We start from the raw sequence: 19,159 nt of genomic DNA on the forward strand, positions 1-19,159 counted from the left end.
CCGGAGCTGAGCAACCCGATCTTCCCGGCGCTGGCCCAGGTGATCGAGCAGGTGCTCAGCCGGCACGGCTTCACGCCGGTGCTGTGCACCCAGACACCGGGCGGCTCCACCGAGGACGAACTGGTGGAGATGCTGGTCGACCGGGGCGTGGCGGGCATCGTCTTCGTCTCCGGGCTGCACGCCGACACCACCGCGGACCACGACCGCTACGCCCGGCTGGCCGGGCGCGGGGTGCCGTTCGTGCTGATCAACGGCTTCAGCGAGAAGATCGACGCGCCCTTCATCTCGCCGGACGACCGCTCCGCGATGTGGATGGCCGTCCAGCACCTCGCGGAACTCGGGCACGAGCGGATCGGGCTGGCCGTCGGTCAGCGCCGGTACGTGCCTGTGCTGCGCAAGATCGAGGGCTTCACGGCCGCGATGCGCGACGTGCTCGGGCGCACCGGGGAGGAGGCCGAGAACCTCGTCCACCACACGCTGTTCAGCGTGGAGGGCGGGCACGCGGCGGCCGGCGCGCTGCTCGACAAGGGCTGCACGGCGATCGTCTGCGGGAGCGACATGATGGCACTCGGGGCGATCCGGGCGGTGCGGCAGCGCGGGCTGTCGGTGCCGCAGGACGTGTCGGTGGTCGGCTTCGACGACTCGCCGCTGATCGCCTTCACCGAGCCGCCGTTGACCACGATCCGCCAGCCGGTCGAGGCGATGGCGACGGCGGCGGTGGACGCGTTGCTGGAGGAGGTCGGCGGAAACGCCGTCCAGCGCGGCGAGTTCATGTTCCAGCCGGAGCTGGTGATGCGCGGGTCCACCGGGGCCTGCGCGCGCTGAGCGCCGGCCGTCACGGCCGACGCAGGGGCCCCGGAGGGCGGTTGCTCTCCGGGGCCCTTCGGCGTGCGCGCGGTCGGCTGACGGGGTCCGGGGGCGGTCGGCTGCCTCGGGCTCTCGGGAGGTCAGCCCTCCTGGGTGGTCGGGCGGTCGACGGTTAGCCGGTGTCCGTCGGCGGCCTCGCCGGTGCGGGTCTCGGTACGGCGGCCGCGGGCCAGGTAGTCGTGCAGGATCAGCTCGACGGCGTCCTGTGGGTTCTTGGTGCCGGAGAGCATCATCGCGTCGATCGCGAGATTCGCGTCGAGGGTGACGGTGACCTGGGTCATGTGGTTCCTCCTCGGGTGCAGAGCAGCAGCATGCCCGTTGGGAGGAGGTGTCCACCACGGGATTCGGCGGATCCGCGGGACAGAGCCAGGGCGGCCGGGGGGAATGCCGGAACCCCCGGGGAGAGCGACCAGACTCTCCCCGGGGGTGGCGGGTGGTCAGCGTTCGGGTGACAGCTGACAGATGACAGATGATGAAATCTGTTATCTGTTATCTGAAATCTGTCAGCTGTCACCCGTCAGCCGTCGGCTGTTCGCCGTCCTCAGACCCGGCCGGCGAAGTCCGGGGCCCAGTTGGCGATGGTCTGCTCGCGGACGCCCGAGCTCGGGTTGGCGGCCTCGACGTACTTGCCGTTGCCGACGTAGATCGCGACGTGGTAGACGCCGGAGTCCTTGCCGTTGTTGGACCAGAACAGCAGGTCGCCCGGCTGGAGACTGTCCAGCGAGACGTGGGTGCTGGCGGCGGCCTGGTCGGCGGCGACGCGCGGGACGGAGATGCCCGCGGCGCGCAGCGCGGCCTGGGTCAGGCCGGAGCAGTCCCAGCCGCCGTTGCCGGTGCCGCCGTAGACGTACGCCTGACCGACCTTCGACTCGGCGAAGGACACCGCGGCGGCCATGCTGCCGGTGGCGGCCGGGGCCGGGGCCGGGGTCTGGGGCTGCGGAGCGGGCTTGGCGGCCGGGGCCTGGGGCTGCGCGGTCGGCTTGGCGTTCACGGCGCCGCCGTCCGCGGACTGGCCGGACTTCTGCGAGCGGTCGAACCAGGTGAAGTCCGAGCCCGACTTGTCGGCGGACGAGCCGTCGAAGGACAGGTGCTGGCCCGGGTAGATGGTGTCCGGGCCGTCGGCCAGGGTGCCGCGGTTGAGCTCGTACAGCCGCTGCCAGCCGCCCTGCACGTTGTGCCGGTCGGCGATCGAGGACAGCCAGTCGCCCTCGACCACGGTGTAGTCGCCGCCCTGGGCCTGCTGCTGGCGCTTCTGGGCCCAGTCGCTCCGGCTGCCGGAGGCGGCGGAGTCGGTGGCGGCCTGGGCGCCGTCCTGGGCGGGCGCGGCGGGCTTGGCGGCCGGGGTCTGGGCCTGCGCGGGCTTGGCGGCGGGCTTCGCGGCCGGAGCGGCCGGCTTGGCGCCCTGGGCGGGCGTGGCGGTGGTCGAGCCGGCCGTGGAGCCCGCCGAGGTGTCGACGGCGGCCGGGGTGCCGCCCTTGGTCAGGCCGGCCTTGACGGAGCAGACGGGCCAGGCGCCGGGGCCCTGCGAGGCGAGGACCTTCTCGGCGACGGCGATCTGCTGGTCCTTGGTGGCCAGGTCGGCGCGCGCCGCGAAGGCGGTGCCGCCGAAGGCGGACCAGGTGCTGGAGGTGAACTGGAGACCGCCGTAGAAGCCGTTGCCGGTGTTGATGCTCCAGTTGCCGCCGCTCTCGCACTGGGCGACCTTGTCCCAGGTGGCGACGGTGGCGGCGGAGGCGGTGCCCGAGGTGAGGCAGGGGACGGTGAGGCCGACGCCCGCGACGCCGAGGGCGGCGATCACGCGGCGGGTGCGGCTGGACAGGCTGGTGCCGTTGGTGGGCAGCATGAAGACGCGGTCCTCTCCCACGCCTGCGAGGTGAGCTGTCGGATTCGGGCTGGAGTTGCCCGGCCGCGCGGTGAGCGCGGCTTCACCCCTAGCCCTGGACCGTTCCGGAGATCGGTCCGGGGCGACTTACCTGTGGGTCCCCCGCTCCTGCCGTGGTGCGTTTTCGCGATGCCAGGACATCCGACGGCAGGACTCGGCGTTGCGGATGAACCGGGTTCGTGTGGTCACGAACGGGGAGCACGTTAATCAGACTTAAGTTCAAACTGCAAATGCCTGTGACGCGCATCACGGTTTAGTGAGAACTGCCAAAATTGCAGGCGACCATGATCGTAAATGATCGTTTTCGAGCAATTCTGTTGCGGAAACCGACAACTGGCTATGCCTCAGGAGTGACATGACGGCGCGTTGAATCGCGGAAGAGTGTGCTCCGGAGGCGAGCGGGGCGGCCGTGATTCACGTGTCCGTGCGCGCGTTCCCTATTTCCCTTCAAATAGCGCCAGAACGGACATTCCACTTCCTTGCGCCCGGTTCCCGTACGGGACCAATGCGAAGGGCCCGGAACGCGAACCGTTCCGGGCCCTTCGGCGCGCGCGAACCGGCGCGCGGTGTCGACTACTGCCCGAGGGACCCCTCGGCGGCCGCGTGGGCGCCGCGAACGCCCTCCAGGGCCCCCTCGGCCTCGGCGGCGGCCGCGGCCTCCGCCTCGGCCCGCGCCAGGTCCTCCGCGGACGGCATGGGCAGCGCGGCCAGGTAGGTGGAGGCGATCAGCTGGCCGACCGACGGGTAGGCGCCCAGCGGCGCGGCCGACGGGCAGCCGGTCTCCTCGGCGGCGGTGGCGAGCAGCTCGGAGTCCGCCTCCGGGCCGATCACCAGCGGGGCCAGCGCCGGGCGCTGCGAGCCGGTGTCCCTGAGGTGGTTGACGGCCGCGGCCACCGAGCCGGGCACGTCGAGCGCGGCGGCGACGACCGGCACGGCCAGCCGCGCGGCGAGCAGCACGCCGGTGATGCCGGCCGCGGCGGCCGCGTCCTCGCCGCCGACGGTGGTCAGCACCACGCCGTCCGCGGCGGTCGCGATGGCGAACAGCCGGGCGCGGTCGGCCCGGGCCAGCCCGGCCTCGGACAGCCGGACGTGCACGGCCTCGGCCAGCAGCGGGTGCGGGCCCAGCGGGTCGGTGACGGGAGCGCCGTACTCGGCGGCGAGCGCGTGAAGCTCGCTCAGGAAGGTGTGCGGGCCGGGCACCAGCGGCACCAGGACGGGCATCGGCAGCCCGGCCTCGGCGGCCAGGGCCAGCAGCTCGGCCACCGTGCGGTCCTCGCCGCCCGCGCCCTCGGCGCCGTTCCCGGGGAGGTAGCCGACCGCGGTCTGGACGCCGTTCTGCTCGGTGCGGACGATCGAGAGCAGTTCCTCGACGACCGAGCGGGACTCGGGCCCGGCGGTCGCGGGCACGGCGAGCACCAGGGCCGGGGCGCCGGCCGGGATCTCGGGGCGCTCGGGACGACGGTGGCGCCCCCGCGCACGGGAGCCTGGAGTGCGGACGGGCAGTGGCGCGCCCGGAATGGCTGCGGTGCTCATGCCGGAGATCGTAGGACATCGGCCCGTCGGGCTTGCAGTCGGCTGCCGGACGGGATCCGCGTGGTCGCGGTGCGGACCCCGTGCGAACCCGGTGCGTCTTCGGCACCGGTCCGGGCGCTTTGCCTACAATCCGGACATTCCTCACCCAACCCCCGTACGGTCTCCGGTGGTTACCACGACGCGATCCGAGTGGGCGGGCGTTGCACCTGGGGTGCGTGAGATGTCTCACAGCACGAGGATGGTTTGACGCAGGGTCACGGGGGTGCGACTCCCGGCGCTCGAAGATCAACATTCAGCGGGGAAGTGCTCACGGCCGGTTATCACGAGCCCGGTGATTCATCGGCTATGTCCGTTTACGTACCGTCAGGAGAAGGGCCGTGAAGAGTTGGCGAATGCGGGTAAAAGGCCTGGTGCACCTGCAACGTCCCGTGCTGATGCACGTGCACTGCGGCTATCATCGCGTCAAGTGAGGCGTTGTGCCGGACCGGTACGGGGCCGGCCCGTTCGTTTCGGCGGCGCCGGGGGCGCCGCGCTGGACGACAACTCCGGAGCTCTTCGGGAGATTTCTATGCACGACTCGCAGGACACGCACGGCTCGTACGACCCCTACAACGGGATGGCCGCGGCCGATCTCCAGGGGGTGGTCTGGCAGAAGAGCCGGCACAGCAACTCCCAGGGCAACTGCGTCGAGTTCGCGGCGCTGCCGGGAGGCGATGTGGCGATGCGCAACTCGCGGTTCCCGGACGGTCCGGCCCTCATCTACACCCGGGCCGAGATCGCGGCCCTGCTGCTGGGGGCGAAGGACGGGGAGTTCGACCACCTGGCGGTCTGACCGGCCGCCGTGCTCCATCATCGGGGGGCCGTCGTGGGTGCCGACACCACGACGGCCTTTGTCTTTCTCTCTTCCGGATGTCACCGCTCCGGGAATCGTTGCTCCCGAAACCGCCGCCCCGGTTGTCGCTCCTCCGGAGGCGTCCGACGCTGCGGTGTCCGACGCTGCGGTGTTCGATCCGGAGGCGTCGCCCCGGCGGCCGCCGCCGGATTCGCCCGGCCGCCGGGCCGCCCTGAGCCGCTCGCGGGTCCGTGGCGCGGGAGGTCCCGGGCTCCGTGGCACCGGAGATCCGCGGCGGGGCCTGGCGGAAGGGTCGCCCGGGGTGTGGTCCTCCCGGGGCTTCCCTCGACCGGCCGCGCGCCGTCCGGCGCGGAGTCCGTCCTGGGCGCGAGGCCCGTCCTAGGCCGAGCGCCGATGCCGTCCGCCGACCTCGACGGGGCCGTCGAGCGGTGAGCGGCCGCCGAGTTCGGGGTGTCCGTCCAGCGGGGAGCCGTCGACCTTCTCCGCCTCGAACATCGCCCAGACCACCTTGCCGCTGCCCAGCGGGTGCCAGCCCCAGGAGCGGCTGAACGACTCCACCAGGTGCAGTCCGCGTCCCGACTCGGCGACGAAGTCGGCCTCCCGGGCGATCGGGCCGATGCTGCTCGGATCGCTCACCGCGCAGACCACCTGGGGTGCGCGGTGCACCAGGCTTATTCGGATCGGCAGCCGGCCGCCCGCGGTCGGCTGCACGGGAAAGTCGTACTCGCCCTGGATGCCGCCCGGTTGATCGGGCCGTGCGCCGATCGCGTGCCGGAGGGCGTTGGTCACGAGTTCCGAGGCCACCAGCGCGACGTCGTCGAACAGCTCCGTCAGGCTCCAGCGCTGGAGCGTGCTTCGAGCGAAGTCGCGCGCGGTTCTGACGGCTTCGAAGCGAGGAGCGAGCGTACAGGTGACCACAAGGGGGTCAACCGCCAAAGCCGTACCGGTGCTCATGAAGAGCTCCTCCCATAAGGGGGCGGACACGGCTGGACCCGCCGGGGTCATGCCGGTCACCTCCGACTCGCTCGGCCGCTCGGCCGCCCCCTCGACCAGGCGCCCGCGCACTCGGACGCCCGATGACGCGGGGGACGCCGTCGGGTCGGTGCACGGAGTCGCGCGTGGGGTCGACGCGGAGCCCGCGGGATTGCCAGGGATGTGCAGGTGCACGTGCACCATGGTGGTGTGCGCTCACTGCAGATGCAAGAGTCGATTCACGTGCAGTCGCACTATTGGCATATGCAAGCGCCGAATGCACGTGCATCCTGGTGCACGGAGTGCGGAACTGATAGGAACATCCGTCAGTATCGGCACCGTGAGCGCTCAACTGATGGCAGACTGTGCGCTGTTTGCCCTAGGTGGAGGTTTCGACCGCATGACCACAGTTCAGCCGGGCGGCGGCTCGATGGTCCGCCGGATCCTCCTCGGCTCGCAGCTTCGCCGCCTGCGCGAGGCGCGCGGCATCACCCGCGAGGACGCGGGCTACGCGATCCGGGCCTCCGAGTCCAAGATCAGCCGCATGGAGCTCGGCCGCGTCAGCTTCAAGGAGCGCGACGTCGCCGACCTGCTCAGTCTGTACGGCGTGGACGACGGCATCGAGCGGGAGGCCCTGCTCGGCCTCGTCCGCGAGGCCAACAAGTCCGGCTGGTGGCACAGCTTCAACGACGTGCTGCCGGGCTGGTTCCAGACCTACGTCGGCCTGGAGGAGGCCGCCCAGCTGATCCGCACCTACGAGGTGCAGTTCATCCCCGGGCTGCTGCAGTCCGAGGAGTACGCACGGGCGGTTTTCGGCCAAAGTCGGCCGGTCATCAGCGAGGAGGAGGTCGAGCGGCGGGTCAGCCTCCGGCTGCGGCGCCAGAAGCTGCTGGCCGAGGGCGCCAGCCCGCGCCTGTGGGCGGTCATCGACGAGGCGGCGCTGCGTCGGCCGGTCGGCGGGCCCAAGGTGATGCGCGGTCAGGTGCAGTACCTGATCGACGTCGCCGAGCAGGCCAACGTGGTGATCCAGGTCATGCCGTTCCGGTTCGGCGCGCACGCGGGCGAGTCCGGGGCGTTCACGATCCTGCGCTTCCCGGAGCAGGACCTCGCGGACGTGGTCTACCTGGAGCAGCTCACCAGCGCGCTCTACCTGGACAAGCGTGACGACGTCGACGCCTACATCCAGGTCATGGAGCGGCTCTGCGTGGACAGCCTCACGCCGGAGCGCACGATAGACCTGCTCGCCTCGATCCTGAAGGAACGCTGAGCCGTTGCCGCCCGGGGCCTGTGAGCCCCCTCCCTCGCGAGGCCCCCGGTAGCGGTTCGCCAGGCCGCCCACCCGCCGTCAGCCGCGGGCCGGCGGCCGTTCGCGTTCCGGCGGGGTCGGGTGCGGCGGGCGACCCAGCTCCCAGGCCAGCTCGTAGCGGCGGAAGAGGTCGGCCCGGATCGGTGCCAGCGGGATCTCGGCGCCGGGCAGCAGCACTCCGATGCAGCCGCCCATCAGCGCACTGCGCAGCACCGCGTGCTCGGCGACCGGGTCGGGTGCGCCCCAGTCCCGCAGCAGCCCCTGGAGGATGGCGCCGAGCTGCTGCTGCTCCGGGTCCTGGACGAAGGCGCCGGTGTCCGGGTCGAGGATCAGTGCCAGGTGGGAGCGCATCACCCGGGGGTGGTCCAGCGCCAGCCAGAGCACGGTGTCGATCGCCCGGGCCAGCCGGGCGTCGGGGGAGGAGCCGGGGGCCAGTTCCGCCAGCGCGCCGGCCAGTGCCTGGTGCATCATCCGGTGCGTCGCGGACTGCATCAGCAGCCGTTTGCCGTCGAAGTAGTACGAGAGCAGCCCGCGGGCGAGCCCGGCCCGCTCGGCGATGTCCGACAGTGTGGTTCCCGCGTAACCGCGCTGGTCGACCAGTTCGACGGTGGCCCGCATGATGCGCCGACGGGAGCGTTGCCGCATCTCCTCGTTGACCGAATCCCCGCGAGGTGCCATCGTGTCTGCTCCGAACGTTCGTTGGCTCCGAGCCAATATACTTGTGGAGCCGACAGTCGCACCGGGGAACCGCGCCCGACGACGGGCGCGGCCCGGGCGGCCGCCACGAAGACGGCCGGCTCCACCGACACGGGGGTTTGGTGGAGCCGGCGCCATGGTCCGACGGCCCGGGGGTCGGCCGTTCGGCGACCCGCGTTCCGCGGTCGGCCATCCGGCGAGCCCGGCGGTCAGCGCTTGGCCAGGACCTCGGTCCGGGCCGTGGTCGATCCGTTGGTCGACCCGTTTGACGTGTAGTCATAGTCCGGCACCGGAGCGGGAGTCGTCTTGCGGCGCCGGTCCACCAGGGCGCCCGCCGCCGCGACCACCAGGCCGACCAGCGCGACCACCGTGACGAACAGCAGTGCCGGCCGGTAGCCGTCCAGCTGGGCCTGCGGGCTGTCGCCGCCCGCGCTGCCGGCCGTGATCATCGCGGTCGCTCCGGCCAGTACCACGGCGGTGCCGACCTGGATGGCGGTGTTCACCAGCCCCGAGGCCAGGCCCTGCTCCTCGTCGGCCACGCCGTCGGTGGCGGCGATGTTCACCGAGGGGAAGGCGAACGCGAAGCCCACGCCGAGCAGCAGCATCGAGGGCAGCACCAGGCCCGGGTACGAGCTGTGCTCGTCCAGCCGCAGGAACAGCGCGAAGGCGGCGACCAGCGAGAGCAGGCCGATCGGCAGCAGTCGCGCGGTGCCGAAGCGGTCCACGATCGGGCCCATGAAGGGCGCCGAGAGCGCGATGAGGGCCGCGGCCGGGAGCAGCCCGAGGGCCATCTCCAGGGCCGACCAGCCGAGCAGGTGCTGGAGATAGAGGGTGACCACGAACTGGAACCCGCCGTACGCGCCGGTCATCGCGAAGGCGACCACGTTGGCCCGGGTGACCGAGCCGTTGCGGAAGATGCCGAGCCGGACCAGCGGGTGCGCGGTGCGGCTCTCCACCCGCACGAAGGCGGCGGCCAGCACGGCGACGACGAGCAGTGAGCCGAGGGTGCGCAGGCTCAACCAGCCGGCGCCCTGGGCCTCGGTGACGGTGAAGACGAGCAGTAGCACGGTCGCGGTGCCGGTGATCGCGCCCAGTACGTCGTAGCCGCCCTTGGCGGGCTCCTCGACCGGGCGGGGAAGCAGCCGGACGGCGAAGACCAGGGCGAGCAGCGCGACCGGGACGGGCATCAGGAAGGTCCAGCGCCAGCCGACCGAGGTGAGCAGGCCGCTGAGCACCAGGCCGAGCGAGAAGCCGCTGGCGCCGCAGGTGGTGTAAATGGACAGCGCGCGGTTGCGGGCCGGGCCCTCCGCGAAGGTCGTGGTGATGATCGACAGGCCGGCCGGGGCGGTGAAGGCGGCGCTGACGCCCTTGAGGAAGCGGGCCGCGATCAGCAGGCCGCCGTCGTCGACGAGACCGCCGGCCAGCGAGGCGGCGGCGAAGACGCCCAGGGCCACCAGGAAGACCCGGCGGCGGCCGAGCAGGTCGGCGGCGCGTCCGCCGAGCAGCAGCAGGCCGCCGTAGCCGAGCACGTAGCCGGAGACCACCCACTGCAGGGTGGAGGTGGACAGGTGCAGGTCGGAGCCGATGGACGGAAGGGCGACGCCCACCATGGAGACGTCCAGGGCGTCCAGGAACATGGCGGCGCAGAGCACGATCAGGGTGCCCCAGAGGCGGGGAGTCCAGTGCGGCCCGCTGGTTGACGGGGCGTCGGGTGACATGACGGTCGCGGTGGTCATGGGGAGGACAGTACATGCACATGCATTCAATGCAAGTGAATTAGATGTGAACGCAATAATTGTCGATGCACGTGCTAGGGTGGCGCCGTGGCAGAACTCGACTCGCCGGCGGAGGCCGGTCTCGTCGCGCAGTGGCGCGAGCTGCTGGCGCGGCATGCCGCCACGGCCTGCCTGCTCGACCGCGAGCTGGGTGAGCGGTACGGGCTGGGCATGAGCGAGTTCGAGGTGCTGGAGCGCCTCGTCGAGGGGTGCGGGGGAGACGGCGGGCACGCGGTGCGGGTGAGCGAGCTGGCCCACACCGTGCACCTGAGCCAGAGCGCGCTCTCCCGGCTGATCGCCCGACTGGAGAAGGCCGGACTCGTCACCCGGGCGATGTGCGAGAGCGATCGGCGGGGCGTCGTGCTCACCCTCACCGAGGCCGGCCGGGAGCGCTACGAGCAGGCCAGGCCGCTCCATCGCGAGGTGCTGGACCTGACCCTCGGCGACGGTCTCGGCCCGGCCGGCGGGTCGCCCTCTTCGGGCTGACGATTCGTCAGGATCCTCGCGCTGATGCGGAGTCGCCTCAGAACAGCGTCCGCAGCCCCGGTGCGGCGGCCAGCAGGACGACGACGGCGGGCGTGGCGAGCGCCGCGACGGTGAGCCGCAGCCGGTGCGGGACGGAGAGCCGCGGACGGCCCGCGAGCAGTCGGTCCACCCGCTTCGGCGACTGCGCCAGGCCGGGCGGGCAAGAGCCGAACACCCCGCGGTCCAGGTTGAGTTCGGCCAGTGCGAGGGCGGTGGTGTGCCGGCCGTGCCGCCGGGCGGCCCGGTCGTCGGCGGCCAGCTCGACCAGCTCCGCCACCTGGTCCCGGAAGGCGCTGAACACGCCGACCCCGGGGAAGCCGGAGGCGAGCGCCTGGGCGAACTGCTGGAGCCAGTGGTGCCGGGCCCGGACGTGGCCGCGCTCATGGCTCAGCACGGCGGCCAGCTCCCGGTCGGTCAGCTGCTGGAGGGCGCCGGTGGTGACCACCAGCCGGGAGTCCGGCCCGGGCAGCGACCACGCCTCCGGGCGGACGTTCTCCAGCACCACCAGGCGCTCCCGGCGAGCCCGGGCCGTCTCGATCGTGTCCGGCAACTCCGGTGCGCGGCTGGTCAGTTGGGCGTGACGCCGACTGCGCAGTGCCTTGGCCGTACGGACCTCCCGGGTGAGCGCCAGCACCGTCTGCACCCCGCCCGCCGCCAGTACCGCGGCGCACAGCCGGCCCCAGCCCTCCGCGCCCTGGAGGCCGTACGCCGCCTCCACGCCGTGCGGCGCGCCGGCGAACACCATCGCGCGCAGCTCCGGCAGGGCGGCGGAGGCCGCCAGGAGGAGTCCCAGCGCACAGCAGAGCAGCACGGCCACCACCAGGCACTGCCACACCAGCAGCGCCAGCACCGGCTCGCGCTCCGCCCAGCGGGCCCGGGCCAGCAGCCGGGGCGCGACGGTCGAGAGCAGCAGTCCGAGCAGCAGCAGGACGATCAGGGCAGGCATCGATGGGCTCCCCGAGTACGCACGGAACGCGACAACGCGCTCCCTGCCAACCTATGTGCTGGCAAGGCCCGGTGGAACGGCTTTCGGCCGGCCAGTGACCAACGCCACGCCCGGGTCGGGGTCTTGGGGTGCCGGGCGGGGTTCATGGGGAGCCGGGCCGGCGGGCCGTCCGGTCGTCACATGGTCAGGAGCATGGCGAACATGCCGATGCCCATGGTGAGCCGGCAGGCCTGCGGCAGCCCGGAGGTGCCGATCGCGAGGGTGCCCGCCGGGGTGCGCAGCAGTCGGCTGCCGGTCCAGAGGGTGTACCCGCCGAAGTAGAGGAGGAGCACCCCGGTCAGCGCCGGAAGGCCCAGGGTGGCGGCTTGGTGGTGTCCGTGACCGGAGGCGGTCGCCATCGCGACGGCCATGTACGTCATGGCGAGCGCGCCGACGGCGTGGTGCAGTCGGTGGGTCCTCCCGGCCGGGGCGTGGGCGGCGGCGAGGAGGAAGCCGGTGGCGGGGAGGCCGAAGAGGCCGGCCCAGACGGCGGGTGGGACGGTGGCTCCGGTGACGGCCATCGCGGCCATGCCGAGCCCCATCAGGGCCTCGGCGGCGTCGGACTCGCGGGTGAGCAGTCCGTGCGTGCCGCCCGGGGTGCAGGGGGAGTGGCGCAGCCGGACCAGGCAGGCGGTGCCGGCACCGGCGGCGAGGAGGGCGAGGAGCCAGTTGACCAGGGCGGGTCCGTGCAACGGCGGCCTCCCGGGGGCGGTGGGCGCGGGGGCGGCGAACAGGCGACAGCGGACAGATGGCAGGGAACAGCGTTCAGCGAACAGATGATGAAATCTGTCATCTGTCATCTGTCATCTGTCGGCGGTCGCCTGTCCGCCGCCCCCGCGCGCGGCGACGGACGTCCGCACCACGATCACCGCACCCCGCCGGGCGCGGCCAGGCGCGTGCAGGGGCGCACGGTGGTGTCCGTCGTCGCGAAAGCCCCGGCCGCACGCTTCGGTCGCACGGCTTGGTCGCCTCGGCCGCCAGCCCGCCAGCCCGCCAGCCCGCCAGCCCGCCAGCCCGCCCACCCCGGCTCTCCCTCGGCGAGGGCCGGGCTCAGCCCTGGAGCCGCCCGGAGGCGACCACCCGGCTGAGGAACCGCCGGGTCCGCTCCTCCCGCGGGTCGCCGAACACCTGCTCCGGCGGCCCCTGTTCGAGCACCACCCCGCCGTCCAGGAAGCAGACCTGGTCGGCGACCTCGCGGGCGAACCCCATCTCGTGCGTGGAGAGGACCATCGTCATCCCCTGCTCCTTGAGGTCCCGCACCACCGACAGCACCTCGCCGACGAGCACCGGGTCGAGTGCGGCGGTGATCTCGTCCAGGAGCAGCAGCCGTGGCCCGGTGGCCAGTGCGCGCACGATGGCGACCCGCTGCTGCTGTCCGCCGGAGAGCCGGTCGGGGTACTCCTTCGCCTTGGCCGCCAGTCCGAGCCGGTCGAGCAGTTCCAGCGCCCGCGCCTCCGCCTCGGCCCGGGCGACCCGGTGCACCCGGCGCGGCGCGAGCGTGATGTTCTCCAGCACCGTCAGATGCGGGAACAGGTTGTAGGACTGGAACACCACGCCGATCCGGCGCCGTACGGCGTCCTCGTCCGCGCGCGGATCGGTGATCTCCTCGCCGTCCAGGAAGATCGCACCGTCGTCGATCCCCTCCAACAGGTTGACGCAGCGCATCAGCGTGGACTTGCCGGAGCCGGACGCCCCGATCAGCGCCGTCACCGAGTGCTCGGCCACGGCGAGGTCCACGTCGCGCAGCACCACCTGGCCGCCGAAGGTCTTGCGCACCGACTCCAGCCGGAGCACCTCGTTCGACGTCACACCGCACCTCCCTGGAGCTGGCGGCGGTTCATCCGGGTGGTCAGCCAGTCGGCGAACCGGGTCAGTGGAATGGTCAGCACGATGAACACCAGTCCCGCCACCAGGTACGGCGTGAAGTTGAAGGACCGGGCCGCGATGATCTTCGCCGCGTACACCGCGTCGATCGCGCCGCCGATCGAGACCAGCCCGGTGTCCTTCTGGAGGCTCACCAGGTTGTTGATCAGCGGCGGCACCACCCGGCGGACGGCCTGCGGCAGCACCACGTAGCGCATCGCCTGCGCGTTGGTCAGGCCCAGCGACCGGGCCGCGGCCCGCTGGCTCGGGTGCACCGACTCGATGCCGGAGCGGAATACCTCCGACACGTACGCCGAGTACGTCAGCACCAGCGCCGCCCCGCCCAGCAGCAGCGGATCGGTGGTCACCCCGGTCAGCCGCAGCGCGGGCACCCCGGTGATCATCACCAGCAGGCAGATGATCATCGGTAGCCCGAGGAAGAAGTCCACGTACGCGGTGGCCAGCAGCCGCACCGGCAGGAAGACCGGCCCGCGCAGCGTCCGGAGCACCGCCAGCAGCAGCCCGAAGACCAGGATCAGCGCCCCGCAGCCGAGCATCAGCTCCAGGTTCAGCCGCAGCCCCTTCAGCACCTCGGGCAGCGCCTGCCGGGCGTAGTCGAGGTTGAAGAAGGTCCGTCGAGTCACCTCCCAGCCGGGGGAGTTGACGACCAGCAGGTAGAGCACGGCGGCCGTAGCCAGGGTCGACGCGGTGGCGATCAGCGCCGAGCGCCGCGCCCGGGCCCGCCGGAAGGCCTCGTGCGCCAGCCGCCGCTCGGACGGGCGGTAGTCGTCCTCCGCCCCCGACGCCGCGGTCCGCGAAGCAGCTGCCCCGGTCGGTGAAGCCGGCGTCCCGGCGCCCGCGCCCGGCGTCCCGGTCGGCGTGCCCGGTGTCCCGCCCCGGGCACCCGGAGCCTTGGCGAGCTCCACCGAACCGGCGCTCTCCGACGCCTCCCCGCTCAGCTCGGAGCCCAGGTCGGCGCTCACTTCAGCACCGGTGCCGAGACGGCGTCGGAGAGCCACTGCTTCTCCAGCTTCGCCAGCGTGCCGTCGGCGCGCAGCGCGTCCACCGCCTGCGAGACGCAGCCGGTCAGCTTGGAGCCCTTGTCCAGCACGAGGCCGAACTGCTCGGCCTTCGCCGTCGCCTCGAACTGGCCGACCACCTGGGCCTCCGGCACCTCGGCGCCGGTGATGTAGAAGGCGGTCGGCAGGTCGACCACCAGGGCCTCGATCTGGCCGTTCTTCAGCGCGGCCTTGGCCAGGTCGTTGGAGTCGAAGACGGCCGGCTGGGTGGTCGGCTTGATGGTGCCGGTGATGGTGTCCAGGCTCGTGGTGCCGACCTGCGCGCCGAGCTTGGTGCCCTTGAGGTCGGCGATGCTCCTGGCGCCGGCCGCCTTGGAGTTCTTCAGCGCGATGACGGTCTGGCGCACGTCGTAGTAGCCGGAGGAGAAGTCCACCGCCTGCTTGCGCTCGTCGCTGACGGACACCTGGTTGATGTCGAAGTCGAAGTCCTTGGCGCCCGGCGCGGTCGCCTTGTTGAACGGCGAGACCACCCAGCTGACCTTCTCCTTGGGGTAGCCGAGCTTCTCGGCGACGGCGTAGGCCACGGCGGACTCGAAGCCCTTGCCGTTCTCCGGCTTGTCCTCGGAGAACCACGGGTCGTACGCGGGCTTGTCGGTGCCGACGGTCAGCGTCCCGGCGGTACGCGTGGCCAGCGCCCCCGGCGCGCAGCCCGCCGCCGACCCGGCCGCGCCCGAGGCGCCGGAGGCGGCGTCGGACTTCGAGTCCTGCGGTGCGCAGGCGGTCAGCACGGCCGCGGCGGCGACCAGTGCGGCGACGGGCAGTACGGCGGACGGCTTGCGGAGGGTCATGACGGGGCTCCAGGGAAGGACCGGCGGGACGGTGGGACGAGAAGGCAGGGCACGGGAGGCCGCGACGGGCGGCCCGTGTCCCGGCGGGTCACTTCCCCCCGGTGGCGGCGCCGGAACACACGCGGCATGGTCGGCGTACGGGCCCGCGTCCGCGGTGCCCCCCCGAGCCGGATCGGCAGCAGCCGGGTCGGCGGCAGACCGGTCAACAACAGCGGCGACAGCGGCGGCGGAGGCCGCGCGCGCGACAGTGACGGCGTCCGTGCCGACAGGAGGGCACCCGGAACGGGCTGTCGTGGCGTACGGCCACCGTGATCACCGCCGGGAGCATGCGGGGAGGTTCGCATCAGAAAGGCGCGTCTGTCCAGAACATCCAGATCGATGTCCACATGTCGGACAACCCTTCTCCCGCCGAAGGTTTGGGCGCCGAAGCGGCGGCACGCCGGAGCTTTGCCGGTCAGGACCCTCTTGAACGGGAGAACCTTTCGTACTTATGGTGTTCCCGTTGAAATACCTCCTGTCGAAGTGAGTCCCCGATGCAGAATCTTTCGCCAAGGCTCGCTGTGGCGGCCGACGCCCCGGTCTCGACCCTCGCCGGCCACCCGGCCTGGCTGCGCCTGAAGGAGGCCGTCGAGACGCTGCGCCCGCTCCAGTCCAAGGACGGCTCGATCGACCTGTCCGCCGTCCAGCGGCACACGGTCGACCCGCTGGTCGCCACCGTCCGCGCCGCCGTCGAGGAGCTCGCCCCGAACTTCCCGCACGACGCCGCCTACCTGGCCGCCGTCGACGCGGACCTCGCCAAGTGGGCCGACACCGGCTACCGCGAGCCCGACTTCCTGGACTCGCTGCTCGCCTTCCAGCCCGCCGACCAGCGCGAGGACGGGCTGGAGCACCTGGTCCTCTTCCCGATGTACACCCAGAACGGCAACCCGGACCGCAACCTGGAAGCCGTCCTGCTGCGCGTCGTGTGGCCCGACTGGCTGGCCGAGCTGGAGCGCACCCGCTTCGACAACCCGATGTTCGTGCCGATCACCTTCACGGACTTCACCGCCGGCTACGACACCAACTCCGCCGTGCTCTTCCCCGAGACGGTCGCCGTGCGCAAGGCACCGGAACGCTTCACCTGGGGTGGCATCTTCTGCGACCGCGAGGCCGCTCGCTTCCGCGCGGTGTCCACCAGCGCCGTCCAGCAGCTCGGCCTGGAGATCCCGGCCGACGCCGAGGGCCTGCTCCAGGACCAGCAGCGCGCGCAGGAGACCTTCGTCCTGTGGGACCTGGTCCACGACCGCACCCACAGCCACGGCGACCTGCCGTTCGACCCCTTCATGATCAAGCAGCGCAGCCCGTTCTGGATGTACGGCCTGGAGGAGCTCCGCTGCGACCTCACCACCTTCAAGGAGGCGGTGAAGCTGGAGACCGAGGGCAACCCGCACGCCCGCGACGTCCAGTACGCGATCCTCTTCGACCGCCTGTTCCGCTTCCCGGTCTCCGGCGACCGGGTGCGCAACTACGACGGCCTCGGCGGCCAGCTGCTCTTCGCCTACCTGCACAAGCACGATGCCCTGCGCTGGCGCGACAACCGCCTCAGCATCGACTGGGAGCGCGCCCCGCAGGTCACCAACGCGCTCTGCGGCGAGATCGAGAAGCTGTACCGCGACGGCATCGACCGGCCCAAGCCGGCCCACTGGATCGCCGCCTACGAGCTGGTCTCCCGGTACCTCACCCCGCACCCCGCCTCGACCTGGGCGAAGGGCCCCGAGGCCCTTCCGCTCGGCATCACCGACGGCAAGGCCCTCAACAAGGCCCTGTGCGACGCCGTGCTCCCGGACGAGTTCCCGCTGAGCATGTTCTACGAGGCCCTCAACAAGAAGCTGAGCGGCGTCATCGCCTCCACCACCGGCATCACCGGTAACACCGCCCAGGGAGCAGCAGCGTGACCACCTCCATCAACGCCCCGCTGGCCGGCAAGGTCATCGCCGTCGCCGGAGCCAGCGGCCCGGCCGGCCGCGCCGTCCTGCGCCGCCTCACCGCCGACGGCGCCACCGTGATCGGTGCCGACATCGACGCCCAGCGGCTGGACTCCGCCCTGGACGCCACCCGGGTGTCCGTCCGCGGCGCGAAGGTCAGCGGCCAGGTGATCGACCTGCTCGACCCGCAGGAGGTCCACGACTGGGCCGACCACCTGGAGTCCGAGCACGGCCACGTCGACGGCCTGTTCCACCTGGTGGGCGGCTGGCGCGGCAGCAAGACCTTCTTCGACACCCGGCTGGACGACTGGGACTTCCTGCACGACACCGTGGTGCGTACCCTCCAGCACACCTCGCTGGCCTTCCAGCCCGCGCTGGTCCGCAGCACCGCCGGCCGCTACGCGATGATCTCCGCCTCGGCCGCGCACAAGCCCACCGCCGGCGGCGCCGCCTACGCGGCCGCCAAGGCCGCCACCGAGGCGTGGACGCTCGCCATGGCCGACTCCTTCAAGAAGGAGACCACCGACCCCGAGGGCGAGCCCACCGCGGCGGCTGCGATCCTGGTCATCAAGGCGCTGGTCAGCCCCGAAATGCGGGCGGAGAAGCCGGAGGCGAAGTTCGCCGGCTTCACCGACACCGCCGACCTCGCCGGACACCTGGCGGGCCTCTGGGACCGCCCCGCAGCAGAACTGAACGGACAGCACCTGTGGCTGACAGCCCGATGACCGACCCCAACCGTACGGACGCGGTACGGCGGCACGACCCCGCCGTCCGTGGCTTCGCCAGCGACAACTACGCCGGTGTGCACCCGGAGGTCCTCGCCGCGATAGCCCTCGCCAACGGCGGTCACCAGATCGCCTACGGCGAGGACGACTACACGGCCCACCTCCAGGACGTCTTCCGCCGCCACTTCGGCGAGAAGGCGGAGGCCTACCCCGTCTTCAACGGCACCGGCGCCAACGTGGTCGCCCTCCAGTCGCTGCTCCCGCGCTGGGGCGCGGTGGTCTGCGCCGAGTCGGCCCACATCCACGTGGACGAGGGCGGCGCCCCGGAGAAGATGGGCGGCATCAAGCTGCTCACCGTCCCCACCCCGGACGGCAAGCTCACCCCCGAGCTGCTCGACCAGCAGGCCTGGGGCTTCGGCGACGAGCACCGCGCGCAGCCGCTCGCGGTCTCCATCACCCAGAGCACCGAGCTCGGCACCCTCTACACCGTCGACGAGATCCGCGCGATCACCGAGCACGCCCACCAGCTGGGCATGCTCGTCCACGTGGACGGCTCCCGCCTGGCCAACGCGGCCGCCTCGCTCGGCCAGCCGCTGCGCGCCTTCACCACCGACGTGGGCGTGGACGTGCTCTCCTTCGGCGGGACGAAGAACGGCCTGCTGTTCGGCGAGGTCGTGGTGGTGCTCAACCCCGAGCGGGTGCGCAACATCAAGTACCTGCGCAAGACCTCGATGCAGCTCGCCTCGAAGATGCGCTTCGTCTCGGTCCAGTTCGAGGCCCTGCTCTCCGGTGACCTCTACCTGCGCAACGCCGGCCACGCCAACGCGATGGCCAGCCGCCTGGAGGCCGCGGTCCGCGAGATCGACGGCGTCGAGGTGGTCCGTCCGGTCCAGGCGAACGCGGTGTTCGCGATCCTCCCGCGCGAGGTGAGCGAGCGGCTGCAGAAGCGCTACCGCTTCTACTTCTGGAACGAGCACACCGGCGAGGTCCGCTGGATGTGCGCCTTCGACACCACGGAGGCCGACATCGACGCCTTCGCGGCGGCCATCGCCGAGGAGATGGGCCGCGCCTGACGGTGCTCGAACAACGGATCGTCCCGCTCTGCGACAGCAGGGCGGGACGATTTGCATGTGGCGGGCCGGTCCCCGTACAGTTCCGGAGTCGCCGCGGGAGACCGGGGTGGCAGAGTGGAAAGCGAATCCGATGAATGAAACTCCGGAAAACGGGGCGGAAAGCGTCTGATAAGCTGGGAACACGAAAGAACGAAGCCCGGAGGGCCTGCTGGAAGGCAGTCCGAAGGAAGCGTCCGTTCCTTGAGAACTCAACAGCGTGCCAAAAGTCAACGC

Annotated in this window: 18 protein-coding genes and 1 riboswitch; of the genes, 7 read left to right on the plus strand and 11 right to left on the minus strand. The window is 71.8% G+C overall.

Translation table 11 applies throughout. The features are described from left to right. Positions 1 to 825: substrate-binding domain-containing protein (locus tag ACZ7RU_RS36680; RefSeq protein WP_470345345.1), on the plus strand; the 825-nt coding region annotated here is incomplete at its 5' end. A gap of 122 nt (positions 826 to 947) precedes the next feature. On the opposite strand, the gene ACZ7RU_RS36685 is transcribed toward ACZ7RU_RS36680, so the two are convergent. The 3 genes from ACZ7RU_RS36685 to ACZ7RU_RS36695 form a co-directional block, all read right to left on the minus strand. After that, the gene (locus tag ACZ7RU_RS36685) at positions 948 to 1,148 is read right to left on the minus strand and encodes a hypothetical protein (RefSeq protein ID WP_470345346.1); all 201 of its coding nucleotides are present in this window, start codon (positions 1,146 to 1,148) and stop codon (positions 948 to 950) included. A gap of 260 nt (positions 1,149 to 1,408) precedes the next feature. Next, the gene (locus ACZ7RU_RS36690) at positions 1,409 to 2,731 is read right to left on the minus strand and encodes a transglycosylase family protein (protein ID WP_470345347.1); all 1,323 of its coding nucleotides are present in this window, start codon (positions 2,729 to 2,731) and stop codon (positions 1,409 to 1,411) included. Then, positions 2,718 to 2,880, minus strand: a riboswitch (cyclic di-AMP (ydaO/yuaA leader). It overlaps the preceding gene by 14 nt. Before the next feature lie 442 nt (positions 2,881 to 3,322). Beyond that, a complete protein-coding gene (locus tag ACZ7RU_RS36695) occupies positions 3,323 to 4,282 on the minus strand; it encodes a sirohydrochlorin chelatase family protein (protein WP_470345348.1) in 960 nt (319 codons plus the stop codon). A 568-nt stretch (positions 4,283 to 4,850) separates the two neighbouring features. Here ACZ7RU_RS36695 and ACZ7RU_RS36700 point away from each other — a divergent pair. Further along, positions 4,851 to 5,114, plus strand: coding sequence for a DUF397 domain-containing protein (locus ACZ7RU_RS36700; protein WP_470345349.1), 264 nt, complete (start codon positions 4,851 to 4,853; stop codon positions 5,112 to 5,114). A gap of 399 nt (positions 5,115 to 5,513) precedes the next feature. Here ACZ7RU_RS36700 and ACZ7RU_RS36705 read toward each other — a convergent pair whose 3' ends face one another. Beyond that, positions 5,514 to 6,089 carry an ATP-binding protein gene (locus ACZ7RU_RS36705; RefSeq protein WP_470345350.1) on the minus strand — a complete coding sequence of 192 codons (576 nt, stop codon included), beginning with the start codon at positions 6,087 to 6,089 and terminating at the stop codon, positions 5,514 to 5,516. Between the two features lie 418 nt (positions 6,090 to 6,507). Between ACZ7RU_RS36705 and ACZ7RU_RS36710 the strand changes: the two genes are divergently transcribed. Beyond that, positions 6,508 to 7,374, plus strand: coding sequence for a helix-turn-helix domain-containing protein (locus tag ACZ7RU_RS36710; protein WP_188297256.1), 867 nt, complete (start codon positions 6,508 to 6,510; stop codon positions 7,372 to 7,374). Between the two features lie 78 nt (positions 7,375 to 7,452). Here the strand turns inward: ACZ7RU_RS36710 and ACZ7RU_RS36715 are convergent, their stop codons facing one another. Together ACZ7RU_RS36715 and ACZ7RU_RS36720 are read right to left on the minus strand one after the other, a co-directional pair. After that, entirely contained in the window at positions 7,453 to 8,091 is a 639-nt protein-coding gene (locus ACZ7RU_RS36715; RefSeq protein ID WP_470345351.1) for a TetR/AcrR family transcriptional regulator, read from the minus strand. A gap of 227 nt (positions 8,092 to 8,318) precedes the next feature. Further along, positions 8,319 to 9,845, minus strand: coding sequence for an MFS transporter (locus tag ACZ7RU_RS36720; protein WP_470345352.1), 1,527 nt, complete (start codon positions 9,843 to 9,845; stop codon positions 8,319 to 8,321). Between the two features lie 87 nt (positions 9,846 to 9,932). Between ACZ7RU_RS36720 and ACZ7RU_RS36725 the strand changes: the two genes are divergently transcribed. Beyond that, on the plus strand, positions 9,933 to 10,370 hold the full coding sequence (locus tag ACZ7RU_RS36725; RefSeq protein WP_470345353.1) for a MarR family winged helix-turn-helix transcriptional regulator: 438 nt from the start codon (positions 9,933 to 9,935) through the stop codon (positions 10,368 to 10,370). Between the two features lie 37 nt (positions 10,371 to 10,407). Here the strand turns inward: ACZ7RU_RS36725 and ACZ7RU_RS36730 are convergent, their stop codons facing one another. From ACZ7RU_RS36730 to ACZ7RU_RS36750, 5 genes are all read right to left on the minus strand, one after another. After that, complete coding sequence (locus ACZ7RU_RS36730) at positions 10,408 to 11,355, minus strand: M56 family metallopeptidase (RefSeq protein ID WP_470345354.1); 948 nt, start codon at positions 11,353 to 11,355, stop codon at positions 10,408 to 10,410. 176 nt (positions 11,356 to 11,531) lie between these two features. Continuing rightward, positions 11,532 to 12,086, minus strand: coding sequence for a DUF5134 domain-containing protein (locus ACZ7RU_RS36735; protein WP_470345355.1), 555 nt, complete (start codon positions 12,084 to 12,086; stop codon positions 11,532 to 11,534). Between the two features lie 358 nt (positions 12,087 to 12,444). Beyond that, on the minus strand, positions 12,445 to 13,203 hold the full coding sequence (locus ACZ7RU_RS36740) for an amino acid ABC transporter ATP-binding protein (protein WP_470345356.1): 759 nt from the start codon (positions 13,201 to 13,203) through the stop codon (positions 12,445 to 12,447). Continuing rightward, entirely contained in the window at positions 13,200 to 14,021 is an 822-nt protein-coding gene (locus tag ACZ7RU_RS36745; protein ID WP_470345360.1) for an amino acid ABC transporter permease, read from the minus strand. Before ACZ7RU_RS36745 ends, ACZ7RU_RS36740 begins: the two co-directional genes overlap by 4 nt. Before the next feature lie 215 nt (positions 14,022 to 14,236). Next, on the minus strand, positions 14,237 to 15,124 hold the full coding sequence (locus tag ACZ7RU_RS36750) for an ABC transporter substrate-binding protein (RefSeq protein WP_470345357.1): 888 nt from the start codon (positions 15,122 to 15,124) through the stop codon (positions 14,237 to 14,239). Between the two features lie 533 nt (positions 15,125 to 15,657). Here ACZ7RU_RS36750 and ACZ7RU_RS36755 point away from each other — a divergent pair. Genes ACZ7RU_RS36755 through ACZ7RU_RS36765 form a run of 3 tightly spaced genes read left to right on the plus strand, consistent with a single transcriptional unit; the run spans position 15,658 to position 18,886 of the window. Next, on the plus strand, positions 15,658 to 17,058 hold the full coding sequence (locus ACZ7RU_RS36755; protein ID WP_470345358.1) for a DUF6421 family protein: 1,401 nt from the start codon (positions 15,658 to 15,660) through the stop codon (positions 17,056 to 17,058). Then, on the plus strand, positions 17,055 to 17,813 hold the full coding sequence (locus ACZ7RU_RS36760; protein ID WP_470345359.1) for an SDR family NAD(P)-dependent oxidoreductase: 759 nt from the start codon (positions 17,055 to 17,057) through the stop codon (positions 17,811 to 17,813). Before ACZ7RU_RS36755 ends, ACZ7RU_RS36760 begins: the two co-directional genes overlap by 4 nt. Then, positions 17,810 to 18,886, plus strand: coding sequence for a threonine aldolase family protein (locus ACZ7RU_RS36765; protein WP_470345361.1), 1,077 nt, complete (start codon positions 17,810 to 17,812; stop codon positions 18,884 to 18,886). The genes ACZ7RU_RS36760 and ACZ7RU_RS36765 overlap by 4 nt, the downstream gene beginning before the upstream one ends. Positions 18,887 to 19,159: the final 273 nt, after the last annotated feature.

The organism is Kitasatospora sp. NPDC114501, from assembly GCF_055633695.1.